The 17,901-nt window shown below is 64.9% G+C and carries 14 protein-coding genes and 1 pseudogene; 10 read left to right on the top strand and 5 right to left on the bottom strand.

What is annotated here, in order from left to right; all coding sequences use genetic code 11:
• Positions 1–8: 8 nt before the first annotated feature.
• The 3 genes from HMPREF2559_RS05300 to HMPREF2559_RS05290 all read right to left on the bottom strand — a co-directional run bounded on the left by HMPREF2559_RS05300 (position 9) and on the right by HMPREF2559_RS05290 (position 3,556).
• Complete coding sequence (locus HMPREF2559_RS05300; RefSeq protein WP_066513397.1) at positions 9–728, bottom strand: CBS domain-containing protein; 720 nt, start codon at positions 726–728, stop codon at positions 9–11.
• A gap of 103 nt (positions 729–831) precedes the next feature.
• Positions 832–2,451, bottom strand: a complete 1,620-nt coding sequence (locus HMPREF2559_RS05295) for an inorganic phosphate transporter (protein WP_246818453.1) — start codon at positions 2,449–2,451, stop codon at positions 832–834.
• Positions 2,452–2,638: 187 nt separating this feature from the next.
• Positions 2,639–3,556 carry a KPN_02809 family neutral zinc metallopeptidase gene (locus HMPREF2559_RS05290; RefSeq protein WP_070539764.1) on the bottom strand — a complete coding sequence of 306 codons (918 nt, stop codon included), beginning with the start codon at positions 3,554–3,556 and terminating at the stop codon, positions 2,639–2,641.
• 330 nt (positions 3,557–3,886) lie between these two features.
• Between HMPREF2559_RS05290 and aspS the strand changes: the two genes are divergently transcribed.
• The 6 genes from aspS to mltG all read left to right on the top strand — a co-directional run bounded on the left by aspS (position 3,887) and on the right by mltG (position 13,102).
• Positions 3,887–5,689: an aspartate--tRNA ligase gene (gene aspS, locus HMPREF2559_RS05285; RefSeq protein WP_070539762.1), complete on the top strand. Its 1,803-nt coding sequence runs from the start codon at positions 3,887–3,889 to the stop codon at positions 5,687–5,689.
• Between the two features lie 171 nt (positions 5,690–5,860).
• Entirely contained in the window at positions 5,861–7,132 is a 1,272-nt protein-coding gene (locus HMPREF2559_RS05280) for a phosphotransferase family protein (protein ID WP_230384125.1), read from the top strand.
• Position 7,133: 1 nt separating this feature from the next.
• On the top strand, positions 7,134–8,495 hold the full coding sequence (locus HMPREF2559_RS05275) for a replication-associated recombination protein A (RefSeq protein ID WP_066513391.1): 1,362 nt from the start codon (positions 7,134–7,136) through the stop codon (positions 8,493–8,495).
• A 117-nt stretch (positions 8,496–8,612) separates the two neighbouring features.
• Positions 8,613–11,297 carry an alanine--tRNA ligase gene (alaS, locus tag HMPREF2559_RS05270; RefSeq protein ID WP_066493100.1) on the top strand — a complete coding sequence of 895 codons (2,685 nt, stop codon included), beginning with the start codon at positions 8,613–8,615 and terminating at the stop codon, positions 11,295–11,297.
• Between the two features lie 4 nt (positions 11,298–11,301).
• Positions 11,302–11,817: a Holliday junction resolvase RuvX gene (gene ruvX / locus HMPREF2559_RS05265; RefSeq protein ID WP_066493103.1), complete on the top strand. Its 516-nt coding sequence runs from the start codon at positions 11,302–11,304 to the stop codon at positions 11,815–11,817.
• Positions 11,818–11,917: 100 nt separating this feature from the next.
• The gene (gene mltG / locus HMPREF2559_RS05260) at positions 11,918–13,102 is read left to right on the top strand and encodes an endolytic transglycosylase MltG (protein WP_066513473.1); all 1,185 of its coding nucleotides are present in this window, start codon (positions 11,918–11,920) and stop codon (positions 13,100–13,102) included.
• A 51-nt stretch (positions 13,103–13,153) separates the two neighbouring features.
• On the opposite strand, the gene HMPREF2559_RS05255 is transcribed toward mltG, so the two are convergent.
• A complete protein-coding gene (locus tag HMPREF2559_RS05255) occupies positions 13,154–14,158 on the bottom strand; it encodes an HNH endonuclease signature motif containing protein (RefSeq protein WP_066493106.1) in 1,005 nt (334 codons plus the stop codon).
• A gap of 185 nt (positions 14,159–14,343) precedes the next feature.
• Here HMPREF2559_RS05255 and HMPREF2559_RS05250 point away from each other — a divergent pair, with 185 nt between their 5' ends.
• Positions 14,344–15,168: a shikimate dehydrogenase gene (locus HMPREF2559_RS05250; protein ID WP_070539761.1), complete on the top strand. Its 825-nt coding sequence runs from the start codon at positions 14,344–14,346 to the stop codon at positions 15,166–15,168.
• Here the strand turns inward: HMPREF2559_RS05250 and HMPREF2559_RS13230 are convergent.
• Positions 15,165–15,536, bottom strand: a pseudogene (locus tag HMPREF2559_RS13230) (arsenic resistance protein); the annotation flags it as partial. The gene HMPREF2559_RS05250 and the pseudogene HMPREF2559_RS13230 overlap by 4 nt on opposite strands.
• 60 nt (positions 15,537–15,596) lie before the next feature.
• Here HMPREF2559_RS13230 and HMPREF2559_RS05245 point away from each other — a divergent pair.
• The 3 genes from HMPREF2559_RS05245 to HMPREF2559_RS05235 all read left to right on the top strand — a co-directional run bounded on the left by HMPREF2559_RS05245 (position 15,597) and on the right by HMPREF2559_RS05235 (position 17,893).
• Positions 15,597–16,022 carry a prepilin peptidase gene (locus HMPREF2559_RS05245; RefSeq protein WP_066493112.1) on the top strand — a complete coding sequence of 142 codons (426 nt, stop codon included), beginning with the start codon at positions 15,597–15,599 and terminating at the stop codon, positions 16,020–16,022.
• A 62-nt stretch (positions 16,023–16,084) separates the two neighbouring features.
• Positions 16,085–17,296, top strand: coding sequence for a chorismate synthase (aroC, locus tag HMPREF2559_RS05240; protein WP_066513377.1), 1,212 nt, complete (start codon positions 16,085–16,087; stop codon positions 17,294–17,296).
• On the top strand, positions 17,297–17,893 hold the full coding sequence (locus HMPREF2559_RS05235) for a shikimate kinase (protein ID WP_082723333.1): 597 nt from the start codon (positions 17,297–17,299) through the stop codon (positions 17,891–17,893). It begins immediately after the preceding gene.
• The last annotated feature ends 8 nt before the right edge of the window (positions 17,894–17,901 follow it).

Raw genomic sequence — 17,901 nt, 5'->3', positions numbered from 1 at the left:
AAATTCATCTATTCCCACTCGACGGCGTCGATGAGTTCAGACAGGTCAGAGGGGGTGATGATGCGAATGGGGCTTTGGTTCTTCTTACCGTGCTCCGTCATGACGGCTGCACATGCGTGCGTGCCGTCCTTCGCGGGATCCGTCAATGCGTCTATGGCCTCCTGCGCGGTGGCCTGGCGGTCAAGGAACACGGCGCGGTCTGCAGGCTCGCCGAAAGCGAGGACTTCTCGCACGGTCACGGCGTCGAGCTGGCTATTATCCTCAAGGTCCGCGGCGACCCACCGCGTGATGACGTTGGTGGTGAGCAGCTGGAGGAACGAACCATTCTCATAGATGGGGATTTGCGAAAAGTCGTGTTGGGCGATGAGGCTTAGCGCCTGTGAGATGGATGCATTGGGTTCCAGCACGACAACGTCCTGTCCCCCCAGGATTCTCAAGGCCGTGGGCGGATTAGTAAGCAGGTCGCGCAATCCTTCGATGCTTTCGACGACGCGCGGGTGCGGCTCTGCGATGGGGTCGCCGTCGTAGTAGCGGCCATGCGCGATAGCGTTGCGCAGGTTGGAATAATCCTTGAGCGTTTCCGCCTGCTTGCCTGAGAGGATGTGCCGCTCTACGGCGCGGTCCGCCATCCACCAGAAGGAGTCTGAATTCTTGGCGTTGAGCCGGGAGCGCAGATGTTGTTCGATGTCGTTGAATGCGGCGAAGAAGGCTGCGGAGGTGTGCGTCATGGTGCCCGAGTCTACCTGCGTGACCACACGCTGACAGCGCGCGAAAACGACGGAACCGCCAGCCCGGGTGACCGGGCGGCGGCTTAGGCGACTGAGGTGATTATTAGAAGACGACGCGAAGGATGGACACCGTCACAGCGGCGATACCTGCGGCGGCCGGTAGCGTGATGACCCATGCCAAGGCGATGGGCTTCATCAGGTTCCAGTTGGCTGCCTTGTTGACGATACCGATACCGAGGACGGCGCCGATGAGGATATGGGTCGAGGAGACCGGCAGGCCCAACAGGGACGCGGCCATGACGACTGCAGCGGCGGAAAGCTCAGCGGCGAAGCCGGAGGAAGGGTGCATTTGGGTCAAGCCGGAACCCACGGTCTGGATAACGAAGCGACCGATAAACCACAGTCCGGCGATCAACGCAATGCCCATCGCGATCATCACGGCCGGAGGGACGGCTGCCTCATCCGAGATCTGGCCGGTCTTGAGCACGTCGATGACGGCGACGAAGGGGCCAATCGCGTTGGCGATGTCGTTGGAGCCGTGAGAGAAGGCGAAGGCGGAAGCGGTAAAGACCTGCATCCAGCTAAAGAGCAGGAAAGTCGAGCGCTGCAGCGAGTGGCGCTTGAGGGTGCGCGCGAAGATGGCCACGGCCATCCACACCACGGCGCCCACCATGCCCATGATGAGGAAGTTTTGGAGCGAGGATAGGTCAAGGCCCACATGCTTGAGGCCCTTGAAGAGCATCATCGCGGAAATGATGACAGCGCCCGCGGCGGCGAGAATGGGCACCCAGTTTTCCAAGGCGCGGTGCGCGTTGACGCTCGACTGCTCCATGTTGATGGCGTAGAGCTCACGGTAGTAATCAGACTCGAGCTGGTCAGCGTCGAAGTTCTCTTCAGCCACGAGGGCGGCGTCGCGGGCCATGGCGTTGGTGTAGGAAATCTTCTGCAGCTCGTCCATGCGGTCGAAGCTGGACTTGTGCTTTTCGCGCATTTCATAACGGCGGGTCTTAATTTCCCGCAGCTTTGCGTCAGCTTCGTCGTTGTAGTAGAGGATGGAGCGTTTAATCCAGCCAAAAAGCAGCCAGGCCGCCACACCGCCGAGTACGGGGGAGAGGACCCAGGAGATAGCAATGGTGCCGATGCCGCTCCACTGGACCATCTCCCAGCCGCCCTTGTGGGTGGTGAAGCCGACGGTGAGAGCCGCGCCGACGATGCCGCCGATGATCGAGTGTGTCGTCGAAACCGGCCAGCCCATGCGCGTGGCGACTAAGAGCCAGGCTGCTGCACCGAGGAGTGCGGCCATCATAATGTAGACAAACTCCATGGGATCGAGACCATTGATGGCGTCGAGGTCCACGATGCCGGAACGCACCGTGTCTGTAACTTCGCCGCCTGCCAGGATGGCGCCCGAGACCTCAAAGATGGCGGCGACGGCGAGCGCCTGCTTCATAGTCAGCGTGCCAGCACCCACGGAGGTGCCGAAGGAGTTAGCGACATCGTTACCGCCGATGTTAAACGCCATGAACATCGCGAAGATGACGGCGGTGATAAAGACGAGCTTGTTGGAGCCTTCGGCCACGTAACCGTTCGTCCACAGCAGAAACCAGACGAGCGTGACGGCCGTGAGCAAGCCGAACGAGAGATGCCATATCCAGTCATTGGATTTTGTGCTGCCCGGCGCACTGTTGGGTGCGGGGGCGGCAGCGTGTATCGCTTGGGACAACGGCTTTCCTTTCCTTCTAAGTCGAGAGCCCGCGAACGGGACCCGTCAAACCTAAAAGATCAAGGTTGCCAGGAGGTTAACGGACAGTGGCGTGGAGTTGGCTACTGTATACATAACGGCCCGTGACCACGTGAGATTACCCACTGTTGTCGCGGGCCTATGATGCGTGACTCTCGCAGTGTGACGTTTAAGAGTTGTAGGCGCCGCGCTCCAAGTAGTCGCATGCGGACATCGTGCCCTCACGGTAACCCGTGAGGAAAGCGTTGCCACGCTGTTCCGAAGAACCGTGCGTCCACTGGTCGGGGCGGACCTTGCCACCGGAGCGACGCTGAATATTGTCGTCGCCCACGGCGCGGGCGGTATCGATGGCGGACTGCGCCTGCTCGTCCGTGATTTTTTCGATGTACGGCTCCTCGCCGTTGGCGCCTGGCTCAGAGGCATGGTGCGCCCAGATGCCGGCGTAGCAGTCGGCCTGCAGCTCGATCTTCACCGCGTTGGAGTCTTCGCCCGGCTGGTTGTAGTTCGACAGGCCGAGTGTGCCTTCAATCTGCTGGATGTGGTGACCGAACTCGTGCGCGACGATGTACTCCTGCGCAAGCGGAGCGTTCTCGGCGCCGAATTGGGTGAGCTGGTCAAAGAAGGACGTGTCGAAGTACGCCGACTGATCGCCCGGGCAGTAGAAGGGGCCGGTCTGTGCGCTGGCATAGCCGCAGCCGGAATTGGTGGCGTCTTGGAAGATGACAAGTCCCGGCTCCGTGTAGTCGAGCCCCGCTTGCTCCGGCAGGATGGCCGTCCACACTTGGTCGACGGAACGAGCCGTCGCCTCGACGCGGCAGTCGTCGTACGTGTTGGCAGCTTCTGCAGAGTCGCAGTGCGCGAGCGGATCGGTTCCGTCTGTGGATTCGCCGGACTCGATCTGGCCCTGAGAATCGTTCGCGCCCAGCATCCCGCCTAGATCACCGGGGTTGCCGCCCATGAGCAGGAACAGGCCGATGAGGAGCAGGGTGCCAATGCCGCCGCCGGCCGCAATGGTTCCGCCGCGGCGACCGCCTGAACCCGATCGTGCGCGCCTGCCTTCGTAATTTGCTCCTGAGCGAAATGTCATAAAATCAATCCAACCACAGTTTCGGACTGCGCGTCCCGCAGGTTGGGGTAAAAGATAAGTGACGAGTGTGTATCCGGCGTCTGCAGGCCACTCACCCGGACGGGTGGGGGTGACCTCATCACTGCCCGGTGGGGCGAGGGCGGGTAAACTTGAGGGCCGCCCTTTATGACACAGTGCGCCGCGCCGCGGAGCACGCCGCCAGGCGGGGTGCCGCCCCGGGGCCAACGAGGACCCATTCGGCGGGAACACGACTTGTGGGTCATACTGCGCGCGCCGTTTACGCGTGGCGGATGGCCCCGAGAAATAAAAATCTGAAAGGAATGAGCACTAGTGCTGCGTACCCATTTGGCAGGCGAGCTTCGCAAGGAGCTGGCCGGTGAGACCGTGACGCTGACGGGCTGGGTTTCCCGCCGTCGCGACCACGGCGGAGTGATCTTTATCGATCTGCGCGACCGCTCCGGTATTGCCCAGGTCGTCTTCCGCGAGTCCGAGGTTGCTGAGCGCGCCCACGATCTGCGATCCGAGTACTGCGTCAAGGTCACCGGCGTCGTCGAGCCGCGCCCGGAGGGCTCGGCCAACCCGAACCTCGCCTCGGGCGAGATCGAGGTCAACGTGTCTGACCTCGAGGTCCTCAACAAGTCTGCTGCGCTGCCGTTCCAGATCGATGACCCCTCCACCTCCGGTGAGGTGGGCGAGGAAGCCCGCCTGCGCTACCGCTACCTCGACCTGCGCCGCAAGTCCCAAGGTGATGCCCTGCGCCTGCGCTCTGCCGCCAACCGTGCTGCGCGCAAGGTCCTCGACTCCCACGACTTCACGGAAATCGAGACTCCGACGCTCACCCGTTCCACGCCGGAAGGCGCCCGCGACTTCCTCGTGCCGGCTCGCCTGAAGCCGGGTTCTTGGTACGCCCTGCCGCAGTCCCCGCAGCTGTTCAAGCAGCTGCTCATGGTCGCTGGCATGGAGCGCTATTACCAGATCGCCCGCTGCTACCGTGATGAGGACTTCCGCGCTGACCGCCAGCCGGAGTTTACCCAGCTCGACGTTGAGATGTCCTTCGTCGACCAGGACGACATCATCGCGCTGGCCGAGGAAATCCTCGTCGAGCTATGGAAGCTCATCGGCTACGAGATCACCACGCCGATCCCGCGCATGACCTACGACCACGCCATGAAGTACTACGGCTCCGATAAGCCGGATCTGCGTTTCGACATCAAGATCGTCGAGTGCACGGACTTCTTCAAGGACACCACCTTCCGCGTGTTCCAGAACGAGTACGTCGGCGCCGTCGTCATGGAAGGCGGTGCCTCGCAGCCGCGCCGTCAGTTCGACGCGTGGCAGGAGTGGGCGAAGCAGCGCGGCGCTAAGGGCCTGGCCTACATCACGGTGGGCGAGGACGGCACGCTGGGCGGCCCGGTCGCTAAGAACATCACCGACGCTGAGCGCGAGGGCATCGCTGCCCATGTCGGCGCGAACCCGGGCGACGCGATCTTCTTCGCTGCCGGTGACACCAAGTCTTCCCGCGCGCTGCTCGGCGCCGCGCGTGGCGAGATCGCCAAGAAGCTCGACCTCATCAAGGACGGCGACTGGGCCTTTACCTGGGTCGTCGACGCCCCGATGTTCGAGCCGTCCGCAGACGCCACCGCCTCCGGCGACGTCGCGCTCGGCCACTCCAAGTGGACTGCTGTGCACCACGCGTTCACCTCGCCGAAGCCGGAGTTCCTCGACTCCTTCGACAAGGACCCGGGCTCCGCGCTGGCTTACGCCTACGATATTGTCTGCAACGGCAACGAGATTGGCGGCGGCTCCATCCGTATCCACCAGGATGATGTCCAGAAGCGCGTCTTCGACGTCATGGGCATTGGCGCAGAGGAAGCCCAGGAGAAGTTCGGCTTCCTGCTCGACGCCTTCCAGTACGGCGCTCCGCCGCACGGCGGCATCGCCTTCGGCTGGGACCGTATCGTCTCCCTGCTCGGTGGCTTTGAGTCCATTCGCGACGTCATTGCCTTCCCGAAGTCCGGCGGCGGCGTCGACCCGCTTACCGATGCCCCGGCCCCGATTCCGGCCGCGCAGCGCAAGGAGACCGGCGTGGACTTCAAGCCGGAGAAGGCGAAGAAGGACGCCGCCCAGGCTTAAGGCGAGCCTGTCGAGGCTTCGGCTGCCGCGGACCGGCGTGCTTCACGCGAACCGGTCGCAGGTAGCCTGAGCCCACGCCCATGGCGCGGCCTACGCAGCCGCGCCGCCAAGACTTTCTATTTCGCGTGCGCATCCACGCCGCACGCACTCGTGCAGGAGGCTGTAGAGATCATGGACGCAGCGACGGGTAGTCCCGCGCCAGACGGCGCGTTAGGCGCACCGCACGCTCCCCAAGAAGACCTCGACGTCGATCGCGTCGTCGCCATCGCCCGCGACCTCTTGGCGCGGCGCTTTGGTGGCACGCCGGACCTTGGCGACGTCGAGCTGTTGGGTGGCTCGGGCAACGCCACGGTCGTCCGCGCGCGGCTGTCCTCGTCGGCGTTCCTTCCGCATCGCTCCGTCGTGGTCAAGCACATGCCCGTCACAGGCCACGCCATCGACGACTCGGCGTTCATGAGTGAGGTCGTTGCGTACCAGTTCACGACCTCGCTTCCCGAGGAGGTGCGCCCTGGTCCGGTGCTGCTGGCCTATGACATGGACCAGCGCATCGTCGTGCTCACCGACATCGGCGATGCCGACACCCTCGTCGATCGCCTGCGCGCCGCCGATGACGCGGAGCGCATCAAAATCGTGCGCCTGCTCGGCGAGCAGCTCGGCCTCATGCATGCGGGCACTGCGGGCCGCGAACAGGACTATGAGGCGCTGCTCGCGCGGATGCTGCACAAGCACCCCGATTACCGCGCGAACCAGGCTAAGCGCGACGATGCACTGCAGCGCTCTATTCTCATGGGCCTTGACCTCTTGCGCGACGCGGGTCTCGAGCCGCCCGCTGAATTCACGGAGCTGGCCACGCACGCCACCGAAATCCAGCAGTCCGGCCGCTCCCGCGCGTTTACGCCCTTTGATCTCTCGCCGGACAATATCGTGGTCGGCGACAAGATCTACTTCCTCGACTACGAGTGGGCCGGTTTCCGCAACGTCGGATTCGACGTCGCGTGTGTCATCGCCGGATTCCCGCAGTTCCTCTTCTCGCGCCCCATCTCCAACGAAGAGGCCGACGTCTTCGTCGGCGCGTGGGCCCGCGAAATCGCGGAGACCTGGCCACGCTACGCGGACGAGCATAAGCTCCACCGCCTGCTTGTTTCCTCGCTCATCGGCTGGGCATTGTCTTCGGTGACGATGCTCTACGCCGATAGCTTGGAGGGCATCCTCGCGCTCGCGCGCGGCGAGGACATCCTCGCCACGGAAAACCGTGAGTCCATCCTCCGCAGCCCGGATGAGGGCCACTTCAGCGAGGACGAACTGCTCGTGCGCCAGGACCTCTTCGAAACCTTCGAGGCGCTCGGCCGTTTCGCTGCACAATGTGAGACTGACGAATGCCTGCCCGTCTCCGTCTTCGCGCAGAACGTCGCCGCACGCCTTCTCCCGCCATCCACGTACTGATATGGCACAGGAATCCCTCTTCGGTGCGCCTGCCGATGCCCCCTCCGGCGCAGCGCCCCGCCCCGGCCGCGATCTCTTCGCTACGCATGCCGGCAGCCCGCTCGCCGCGCGCATGCGCCCGCGCACGCTTGACGAGGTACTCGGCCAGGACCATCTGCTCGGCGAGGGTAAGCCGCTGCGTCGCCTCGTTGAGGGCTCCGGCGAGGCCTCCGTCATCCTCTACGGCCCGCCTGGTACGGGGAAGACGACCATCGCCTCGCTCATCGCGTCGGCGATGGGCCAGAACTTCGTGGGGCTGTCCGCGCTCGACTCGGGCGTAAAACAAGTCCGTGAGGTCATTACGCACGCGCGCCAAGAGCTCATCCAAGGCCGACGCACCGTGCTCTTTATCGACGAGGTCCACCGTTTCTCCAAGACGCAGCAAGATGCTTTGCTTGCCGCCGTGGAGAACCGCACCGTGCTGCTCGTCGCCGCGACGACGGAGAACCCGTCGTTCTCGGTCGTGGCGCCGTTGCTCTCGCGCTCGCTGCTGCTCCAGCTCAACTCGTTGGAGCCGGAGGATCTGAAAACCTTGGCGCGGCGGGCCTTGGAGGACGAACGGGGCATCGGCAAGCGCGTGGGAGCCACGGAAGAGGCGCTGGACCAGCTGGTCCTGCTCGCGGGCGGCGACGCCCGGCGCACGCTGACCTACCTGGAGGCCGCGGCGGAGGCTGTGCCGGACGGCGGGGAGATCACCCCGCAGGCGATTAAGGACAACGTCAATCGCGCCGTCGTTCGCTATGACCGCGACGGTGACCAGCACTACGACGTCGTGAGCGCGTTTATTAAGTCCATCCGTGGCTCGGATGTTGACGCGGCGCTGCATTACCTCGCGCGCATGATTGAGGCGGGGGAGGACCCGCGATTTATTGCGCGGCGGCTCATGGTGCATGCGTCTGAGGACATCGGCATGGCGGATCCCACGGCGCTGCACACGGCCGTTGCGGCCGCGCAGGCGGCGCAGCTTATCGGTCTGCCCGAGGCGCGCATTCCGCTCGCGCAGGCGACCATTCATCTCGCGACGGCGCCGAAGTCGAACGCGGTTATCGCGGCGATTTCTGCGGCGCAGGCGGACGTCGCCGCGGGCAAGATTGGCCACGTCCCGCCCCACCTGCGCGACGGCCACTACGAAGGCGCGAAAAAGCTCGGCCACGCGGTGGGCTACAAATACCCGCACGATGACCCGCGCGGCGTCGTCGCGCAGCAGTATCTGCCGGACGAGCTGGCGGGTGCGGTCTACTACGAGCCCACTAATCACGGCGCCGAGTCGCGCATCCGCGATTACCTGGGGCGGCTGCGCAACCTCATTCGCGGGAAAAAATAGCGGCGCGTAGGCGCCCCGGTTCCGCCCGATGTGCGGGGAGCGGGTAAAGTTGTGCGAGTTAAACCCAGGGGCGCGCTGCGCCCCGCTGACGCTACCGCACATAAGGATGTTTGCGACGTGAAAACCCATGAGATTCGGGAACGCTTTACCCAGCACTTCGTCAAAGCCGGCCACCAGGCCGTGCCCAGCGCCTCGCTGATCCTCGACGACCCGAACCTGCTGTTCGTCAACGCCGGCATGGTGCCGTTTAAGCCCTACTTCCTGGGGCAGCAGAACCCGCCGTTCCCCAACGGCACGGCGACGTCCATCCAGAAATGCGTGCGCACCCTCGACATCGAGGAAGTCGGTATTACGACGCGCCACAACACGTTCTTCCAGATGGCCGGCAACTTCTCGTTCGGCCAGTACTTCAAGGAAGGCGCCATCACGCACGCCTGGGCGCTGCTCACCGGCTCGCTCGAGGACGGCGGCTTCGGCCTCGACCCGGAGCGGCTGTGGGTGACGGTGTACCTCGACGACGACGAGGCGCGCGACATCTGGCGCGACAAGATTGGCGTGCCCGAAGACCGCATCCAGCGTTTAGGCATGGAAGACAACTACTGGTCCATGGGTATTCCCGGCCCGTGCGGCCCGTGCTCGGAAATCTACTACGACCGTGGCCCGGAGTACGGTGCTGAGGGCGGCCCCATTGCTGACGATAACCGTTACATGGAGATCTGGAACCTGGTCTTCATGCAGAATGAGCGCGGCGAGGGCATCGGCAAGGGCAACTTCGAGATCGTGGGCCCGCTGCCGAAGAAAAACATCGATACCGGCTTAGGCATCGAGCGCGTGGCCTGCATCCTCCAAGACGTGGACAACGTCTACGAGACGGACCTCCTGCGCCCCGTCATTGACGAGGCGGAGAAACTTACCGGCTCCACGTACGGCGACGGCGCGCCGAAGGAAGACAATATCCGTTTCCGCGTCATCGCTGACCACTCCCGTACCGGCATGATGCTCATCCTCGACGGCGTCACCCCGTCCAACGAGGGCCGCGGCTACATCTTGCGCCGCCTGCTGCGCCGCATCGTGCGTTCCGCTCGCCTGCTGGGTGCCAAGGGCGCCACGCTGGAGCAGTTCATGAACACCATCATGGACACCATGACGCCGTCCTACCCGGAAATTGCAGACAACCGCGAGCGCATCCTGCGCGTCGCCCTCACCGAGGAGAAGGCCTTCCTCAAGACCCTCGAGTCCGGCACGAAGCTCTTCGACGAGGCCGTCGAGGAACTCAAGAACACCTCACGCGCCAAGACGCCGAAGGTCCTTTCTGGCGACAAGGCCTTCGAGCTGCACGACACCTACGGCTTCCCGATCGACCTCACGCTTGAGATGGCTAACGAGGCCGGCCTCGAGGTCGACATGGACGGCTTCAACGAGGCAATGGGCGAGCAGCGTCGCCGCGCTAAGGCCGATAATCAGGCCAAGAAGCACGGCCATGCGGACCTGTCCATCTACCGCGAGTGGGTCGATAATAACCCGACCGTATTCACCGGTTACGAGGAGCTCACCTCCGACGCAAAGGTCATCGGCCTGCTGCGCGGCGGCGAAAAGGTCACCGAGGTCTCCGAGGGCGACGAGGTCGAGGTCATCCTCGACCAGACGCCGCTCTACGCCGAGGCCGGCGGCCAGATGGCTGACCGCGGTCGCCTCTTTGCGGGCGAGACCCTGCTTGAGGTCGGCGACGTTCAGAAAATCGGCAAGAAGCTGTGGGTCCACAAGGCGACCGTCACGGCTGGCGGCCTGGACCTCGGCCAGTCCGTCACGGCGGAGGTCAACGAAGAGTGGCGCCATGGCGCCGTCCAGGCGCACTCCGCCACGCACCTCATCCACGCCGCCCTGCGCCAGGTGCTCGGCCCCACGGCCGTCCAGGCCGGTTCTATGAACCGCCCGGGCTACCTGCGCTTTGACTTCAACTACACCGAGCAGCTCACTCCGGAGCAGCTGCAGGAAATCGCGACGATTACCAACCAGGCTGTCGACGCGAACTTCCAGGTCAACACCATCAAGACCTCGCTCGAGGAAGCCAAGGCCATGGGCGCCATGGCGCTCTTCGGCGAAAACTACGGCTCGAAGGTCCGCGTCGTTGAGATGGGCGGCCCGTTCTCCCTCGAGCTCTGCGGCGGTACGCACGTCGGCGCCACGGCTCAGATCGGCCCGGTCTCCGTGCTCGGCGAGTCCTCCGTGGGCTCCGGCGCACGCCGTATCGAGGCCTACTCGGGTCTCGACGCCTTCCGTTACTACTCTAAGGAGACCGCGCTTATCGAGGGCGTCTCCCGCGAGCTCAAGGTCCAGACCGAGGACCTGCCGGAGCGCGTCGCCCAGCTGGCAGAGAAGCTTAAGGCCGCGGAGAAGGAAATCGAGCATCTGCGTTCCGCCCAGCTCGCAGCGAAGGCTTCGGAGTTCCTCGCCGGTGCCGGTGACATCAACGGCTTCCGCGTGCTCACCACGCGCCTGCCCAAGGGCACGTCCGGCAAGGACCTGCGCACCGTCGCGACGGAGATTCGCAACCGCGTCCGCGACGAGGCTGCCATCATCTTCCTCGCTGCCGAGGACGGCCCCAAGGTGCCGTTCATCGCCGCTGCTTCCGATGCCGCCATCGCCCGCGGCGTCAAGTCCGGCGACCTCGTCAAGCGCTTTGGCGAGTTCGTCGGCGGCAAGGGCGGCGGCAAGCCGGACATGGCGCAGGGCTCCGGCTCCAACGCCGCCGGCATCGAAGAGGGCTTCGCCGCCCTCAAGAGCTACGTCGAGTCGCTCTAAGCCAATGGCGAAAGTCGAACCCGATAAGCCCGGCGTCGACGACCCGGGCCTGGGCCGCCGCCTTGCGCTCGACGTGGGCACGGTGCGCATTGGTGTCGCCGTGTCCGACCGTGACGCGAAGCTCGCCACGCCCGTGGAGACCGTGCCGCGCGAGACGGGGTTCAAGGACCGCGACAAAGGCGACATCGACCGCATCCTCGAACTCATCGAGGACTACGATGTCGTGGAAGTCGTGGTCGGTTTGCCCCGTGATTTGCACGCCAATGGGTCAAAAAGTGTGAAACATGCTAAAGAAATCGCGTTTCGCATCCGCCGTAGGCTGGCCGCAGGTGCCACTATGGATAAAGTTCTACCTCCCGTACGCATGGCGGACGAGCGGCTCACCACAGTCGCTGCGACTCATGCACTGCGTGCGTCTGGCGTGAGCGAGCGCAAGGGCCGCGCGGTCATCGACCAAGCGGCGGCGGTAGAGATTTTGCAGTCGTGGCTAGACGGCCGCGCTAACGCCTTGGCGGACTAAGCCCCCGCCCGCGGCTCGGCGCGACGCCTGGCCGCGGCACCCCGGAAACGAGGAGATTGAAGCTTCAGTGAGCCGTAACGAACAGCGCATCGGCAAGCGCATGGAACCGAAGTACGTCAAGCGACGCCAAAACGGCTTGGCCGTGCTCGTCGCGTCCATCGTGCTGATCGTCGGAACGATCGGCTATGTCGCGTGGCATAACCTGCGCGATCTCGGCGTGCCTAAGGACTACGAAGGTGAGGGCAACGGCGTGACGCAGCTCGTACAAGTCGAAGAGGGCAGCTCTATGTCGCAGCTGGGACCCCAGCTCGTGGAGAAGAATGTCGTCGCCTCGGAGGAGTCCTTCCAGACCGCCGTCGCCAACAACCCGATGGCCTCGCAGATTCAGCCCGGCTTCTTCCGCCTGCAGGAGGAGATGAGCGCGAAGTCCGCCGTATCCGCGTTGCTCAACGACGAGAATAAGGTGGACATGCTCGACGTGCCCGGCGGCCTCACGCTCAGCGACGTGGTCGTCGTCGGCGGCGATATCCGCTACGGCATTTACTCGAAGATCTCCAAGGTCTCCTGCTCTGACGGTTCCTGCGTGGACAAGGCAGAACTGGAGCGCGTCGCGGCCAACGTCGACCCGGTCGAGCTTGGTGCCCCGGAATGGGCACTCGACGCTATCCGTGCGCGCGGCAACGACCCGAAGCGCCTTGAGGGCCTCATCGCCCCTGGCCAGTACGTGCTGGACCCGAATATGTCGGCCCAGGAGATCCTCACCGACCTCATCACGCGTTCGACGAAGCAGTACAACGAGACCAATATCGTGGAGCGCGCGCAGGCGATGAACCTGAGCCCCTACGAGTTGCTCACCGCAGCCTCCCTCGTCGAGCGCGAGGCGCCAGCCGGCGAGTTCGACAAGGTCGCCCGCGTCATCCTCAACCGTCTCGCCGAGCCTATGCGCCTCGAGTTCGACTCCACGGTTAACTATGACCTCGCGGACGTCGAACTCGCCACGACGGACGAGGCCCGCGCCCGCGAGACCCCGTGGAACACCTACGCCAAGGACGGTCTGCCGGATACTCCGATCGCGTCGCCATCCGAAGACGCCATCCAGGCCATGGAGAACCCGGCTGAGGGCGACTGGACGTTCTTCGTCACCGTCGACGAGCAGGGCACCACGGTGTTCAGCAACAACTACGATGAGCACCTGGCCAACGTCGACCGCGCCATCAACTCCGGCATTCTCGACTCGCAGCGCGAGGGCGAAGGCGCCGGCGCGTCAGGCAACGCCGAGCAGTAACGCCGCCGCATGCCGCCCCGTCCGCACTCCGCGGGCGGGGCGCTTGCCGTGTTAGTCCACCGTGCACTCGATGCGCTTGCCGTACGGTGTGACGAACCACAGCACGCCATCTTCGTCTCGAAAATAGGAATTCCCATCTGCTTTCTTGCCGTTATGGTGGGCGCACAGCGGCACGAGATTCGACGCGTTCGTCATCCCGCCTTTCGCCCAGGCGATGAGATGGTCGCGCTGGCACTTCATGGCAGGCGCCTTGCAACCCGGGTGGATGCACTGCGGCCATAGCGCCCACGCCATGGCGGTCTGCTTCCGATTGAACAGCGGCGTGACCCGGTAGCAATCCACCGGCTCGTTCCACCGCGTGGCCAGCGTGACAAGCCCCGCGCCGAGCAGCTTCTCCTCGACGAGCTGTTTGCCCGTGCGCACCGTCCCGTCCGTGGCGCGAAACTTCTTCTCGCCCGCGGTTCCATCGAGGATCTCTTCAACATCATCGAGAGTGATGACGATATGCGCCGCGCGCCCGGGCACGGTGTCTTTGGCTTTGCCCTCGGTGAGCGCCTTGAATCCTTCTAATAGGTTGTCGAAATTCTGCGGCCCGGATTCGTTGACTCCGGGTAGAAGATTGAACAAGTCGATGAGCCACGGCTCGTTCGTGTCGAGGACGAGCTTGTGCCAGCCGTCCTTGCGGTACGTGTGGCGCGCCGTTGGCTTCTTCTCCGGCGCGGGCAGCCATTTCGCGGCCACCTCGTCGATTTTCTCGGCGGGCGTATCGCAAAGTTTCACGCGCAGCCGGTCGGGAGTTTTCTTTTCCTTTTTGACGTGGTTTTCGATCTTCTTCAACGTTTTCACGGTATGCCTGCGGGTGCGCGCAGCATCGCGAGCCTTGCGCTGTAAGCGCGTCGCGTGCGTCGGGCCCCAGTAGATGTGGGCGAGCTTCACGCCGTCGAAGGCATCGGTCTTCGGCACGCCCTGGGCGCGGAGGTCTTTGGATTCGAGACCGACGAGGTCGCGGAGAGAGTCGACGCCAATGGTGGTCGCTTCAACATAGGAGATAGTCATGCCTGCGACGCTATGGCCAGCGTCACTACCGCGGCAATGGCCCGTGCGTGCGCCTGTGGATAACCCCGATTTTCTTGCCCAATATAATGGGCAAAGATCCAGACTGTGGATACGGAACCGTAGGTTCTCGCCGGGTCCCCTCCGCCGTCTGCCGCTCACGTTCGTCCTAGTGAAAGGCCCTTTCCATGCCCCGCGCCGCCGTTCTTGGTTCACCCATCGCGCACTCGCTCTCGCCCGTCCTGCACAATGCGGGTTACGCGGCCTTGGGGCTCGACGACTGGAGCTATGAGTGCTTCGAGACCACCGCCGAGGAGCTGCCGGAGCGCGTGGGGGAGTCCGAGTCCGACTTCCGTGGGTTCTCGGTGACGATGCCCGGCAAGTTCGCTGCCCTCAACTTCGCGACGGAGGTCACCGATCGCGCGCGGCTTATGGGCTCGGCGAATACGCTCGTGCGCCTCGAGGGCGGCGGCTGGCGCGCGGACAACACAGACACCGAGGGCATCGCCGGCGCCTTGGCTGAGCTCATGGGGGCCACGCCTGGCACGGGCCGCAGGGCACTGGTCATTGGGGCCGGTGGCACGGCCCGCCCGGCACTGTGGGGCTTGGCGCAACGCGGCTACCGCGACATCGATGTGCTCAACCGCCGGGACCGCACGGCAGAGTTTGCCAAGCTTGCCGATGCCCTCGAGCTCAACCTCACCCCGGTGAGCTACGCCGACAATCTGCGGGCGCGCGTCAAGCAGGCTGACGTCATCGTCTCGACAGTGCCGTCCGCTGCACTCACGGACCACCTCGAGGCGCTCAGCCATGCGCCGGTGCTCGACGTCATTTACGACACGCTACCCACACCGCTCATGGCATACACTGCGGCGGACGGTTATCCCACCGTGGGTGGGCACATCATGCTGGCGCACCAGTCTTTCAGCCAATTCGAGCAGTTCACCGGGCTCTCGGCGCCGCGCGCAGCGATGGTGGACGCGCTCCTCGAAACGCTGAAGAAGCGCGACTAAACGCGCGCCGGTGGCAACGTCGCGTCATCGGGGAAGAGCGTGGGCCCGCCCAACGCATGAAGTAGACGAGCGCGACGAGCGGGCCCACCGTACCGGCGAGCGCTTGGCCGGACTCGGCGCCGAAGGTACCGATGGCCACGGCGATAGCAAGCTCAAAATTATTGCCCGCTGCCGTAAAGGCGACGGACGCGGAGCGATCGTAGGGCATGCCCGCGGCCCGGGCCGCGACGAGTGCGACGCCGAACATCACGACGAAGTAGCACAGCAGCGGCAGCGCGACGCGCGCGACGGCCCAGGGCTGCGCTATGACGTACTCACCCCTGGAGACAGAAGAGCACGACGATGGTGTAGAGCAGCCCGAGCTGCGCAGCGTGCTGCAGATCGGCTAAGCCTGCGCGTCACGCTCGGGACCGCTAGTATCGGGCGGCATGTGGGGTGGACTCGTGGGGATACTCGTCGTAGCCTGGGCGGCTGCGTTGTGGCGCTTCGACGTGCGCGAGCGCCGGCTGCCCGCGTGGCTCACGCTGCCCGCCGCGGCTGGCGCGCTGCCCTGGATAAGCCTCGCCGGCTGCGCGTGGGCGGGACTGTATTTGGCGCTGGGGGTGGCCCGGGGCGGCATCGGCGGCGGGGATATCAAGCTTGCGCTATCGCTGGGCATCGCCGTGGCACACGTAACGGGGTGGCCGGGCGTGCTTGCGGCGGTCTTCCTCGCGAACGTTGCGACGCTCGTCGCGCAGGCAGCGCGGTGGCACTGGGCTGGCGCAGGTGATCCCGCTCCCGCGCATGGCCCTGGCATGCTTGCTGCGGCGGGCAGCGTCCTCGCGTGGGGTATGTGGGGGCCGCACGGCATATGAATTTAAAAGCACTGGCGACCTAGTGCCAGCATGGGCCCGCGCGGCGTGCGATAATAATCCGCATGCTTCGTTGGACTACTGCCGGAGAATCCCACGGCCAGGCGCTCATCGCGATGATTGAGCACATGCCCGCTGGCGTTCCCATCACAGAAGAAGAGATTGCCTTGCAACTGTCCCGCCGTCGTCTGGGTTATGGCCGCGGCGCGCGCATGAAGTTTGAACAGGATGAGCTCACGCTGCTCGCCGGCATCCTCCACGGAAAGACGATTGGCAGCCCCATCGCCATCCAGATCGGCAACACCGAGTGGCCCAAGTGGACCACGATTATGTCCCCGGCACCGCTGGACATGGACGATCCGGAGGTCGCCAAGGGCATGGAGTCGGGCCGCGGCGCCAAGCTCACCCGCCCGCGCCCAGGCCACGCCGATTTCGCCGGCATGGTGAAGTATGACCACGATGGCGCGCGCCCCATCCTCGAGCGTTCCTCTGCACGCGAGACCGCCGCCCGCGTTGCGGCCGCTACCGTCGCGCGCAATTTCCTGCGCGAGACCCTCGGCGTCGAGGTATTTTCCCACGTCATCTCCATCGGGGCGTCTGAGCCTTCCGATGCCACCCCTACCTTCGCTGACCTGGAGGGTATCGACGCTTCGCCGGTGCGGGCGGCATCGGCAAGCGCGGAGGCGTCCATGGTCGCCGAGATTGAGGCGGCGAAGAAGCAGGGAGACACGCTAGGCGGCATCGTGGAGGTCATCGTGGACGGCCTGCCCATCGGGCTGGGCTCGCACATCTCGGGCGAGGATCGCCTGGATGCCCAGCTGGCGGCCGCGCTCATGGGCATCCAGTCAGTCAAGGGCGTAGAGATTGGCGACGGCTTTGAGGAAGCTCGCCGCCGTGGCTCCGAGGCGCACGACGAGATGGTGCGCGCGGAGGGCGGCGTCACGCGCCTCACGAACCGCGCGGGCGGCCTGGAAGGTGGCATGACCAATGGCCAGACGCTGCGCGTGCGCGCGGGGCTCAAGCCGATTTCGACGGTGCCGCGCGCGCTGAAGACCGTGGATATGGCCACGGGCAAGGCAGCGAGCGGTATTCACCAACGCTCCGACGTGTGTGCGGTGCCTGCCGGCGGCGTGGTCGCCGAGGCCATGGTGGCGCTCGTGCTCGCGCGTGCGGTCCTGGAGAAGTTCGGTGGGGATTCGCTCGCCGAGACGAAGCGCAATATCGCGGCGTACCAGGAGTATGTCGCTAAACGCCTGAGCTTTCCGGAGGGGGAGTAGATGACCGACCGACTCAATAGCCCGCAGCCTGTCGCGGACGAGGTCACGGCCGCGGGGCCGGAGACCGTCGAGAAGGCCATCCACTTCGGTCACCGTCCGCGCGTCGTGCTTGTGGGCCCGCCGGGGGCGGGAAAGTCGACCATCGGCCGCCGCCTGTCTCGTGCGCTCAACTGTGAGTTCGTGGATTCGGACGCGCTCATCGAGGCCGCCGAGGGCCGCTCCTGTGGCGAGGTCTTCGCAGCTCTCGGCGAGCCGGCCTTCCGTGAGCTGGAAGAAAAGCACGTGGCCAACGCGCTGCTGTCGGATGGCGTGGTTTCGCTGGGCGGTGGCGCCGTGATCTCGCAGGCCAACCGCGATCTGCTCGAGGCGATGACCGTCGTACTCATCGACGTGAGCGCGGAGGAAGGCGTGCGCCGCACGGCCAACGAGAACACCCGGCCGGTGCTCGCCGCTGCAGATCCCGTCGCGCATTACCGCCAGCTGCTCGAGGACCGCGCCGCGTACTACCGCGAGGTCGCGGACTTCCGCGCGCGTACCGACGGCCGCTCGCCGCAGCAAGTGGTGGGCGATATTTTGAGCTTCCTCGAAAGCCTCTAAGGAGAAGA

This window comes from Corynebacterium sp. HMSC072G08 (assembly GCF_001809185.1).
Classification (GTDB): domain Bacteria; phylum Actinomycetota; class Actinomycetes; order Mycobacteriales; family Mycobacteriaceae; genus Corynebacterium; species Corynebacterium phoceense.
Note: the sequence above shows the minus strand (reverse complement) of the source record. Positions and strands in the feature narration are given on the sequence as shown.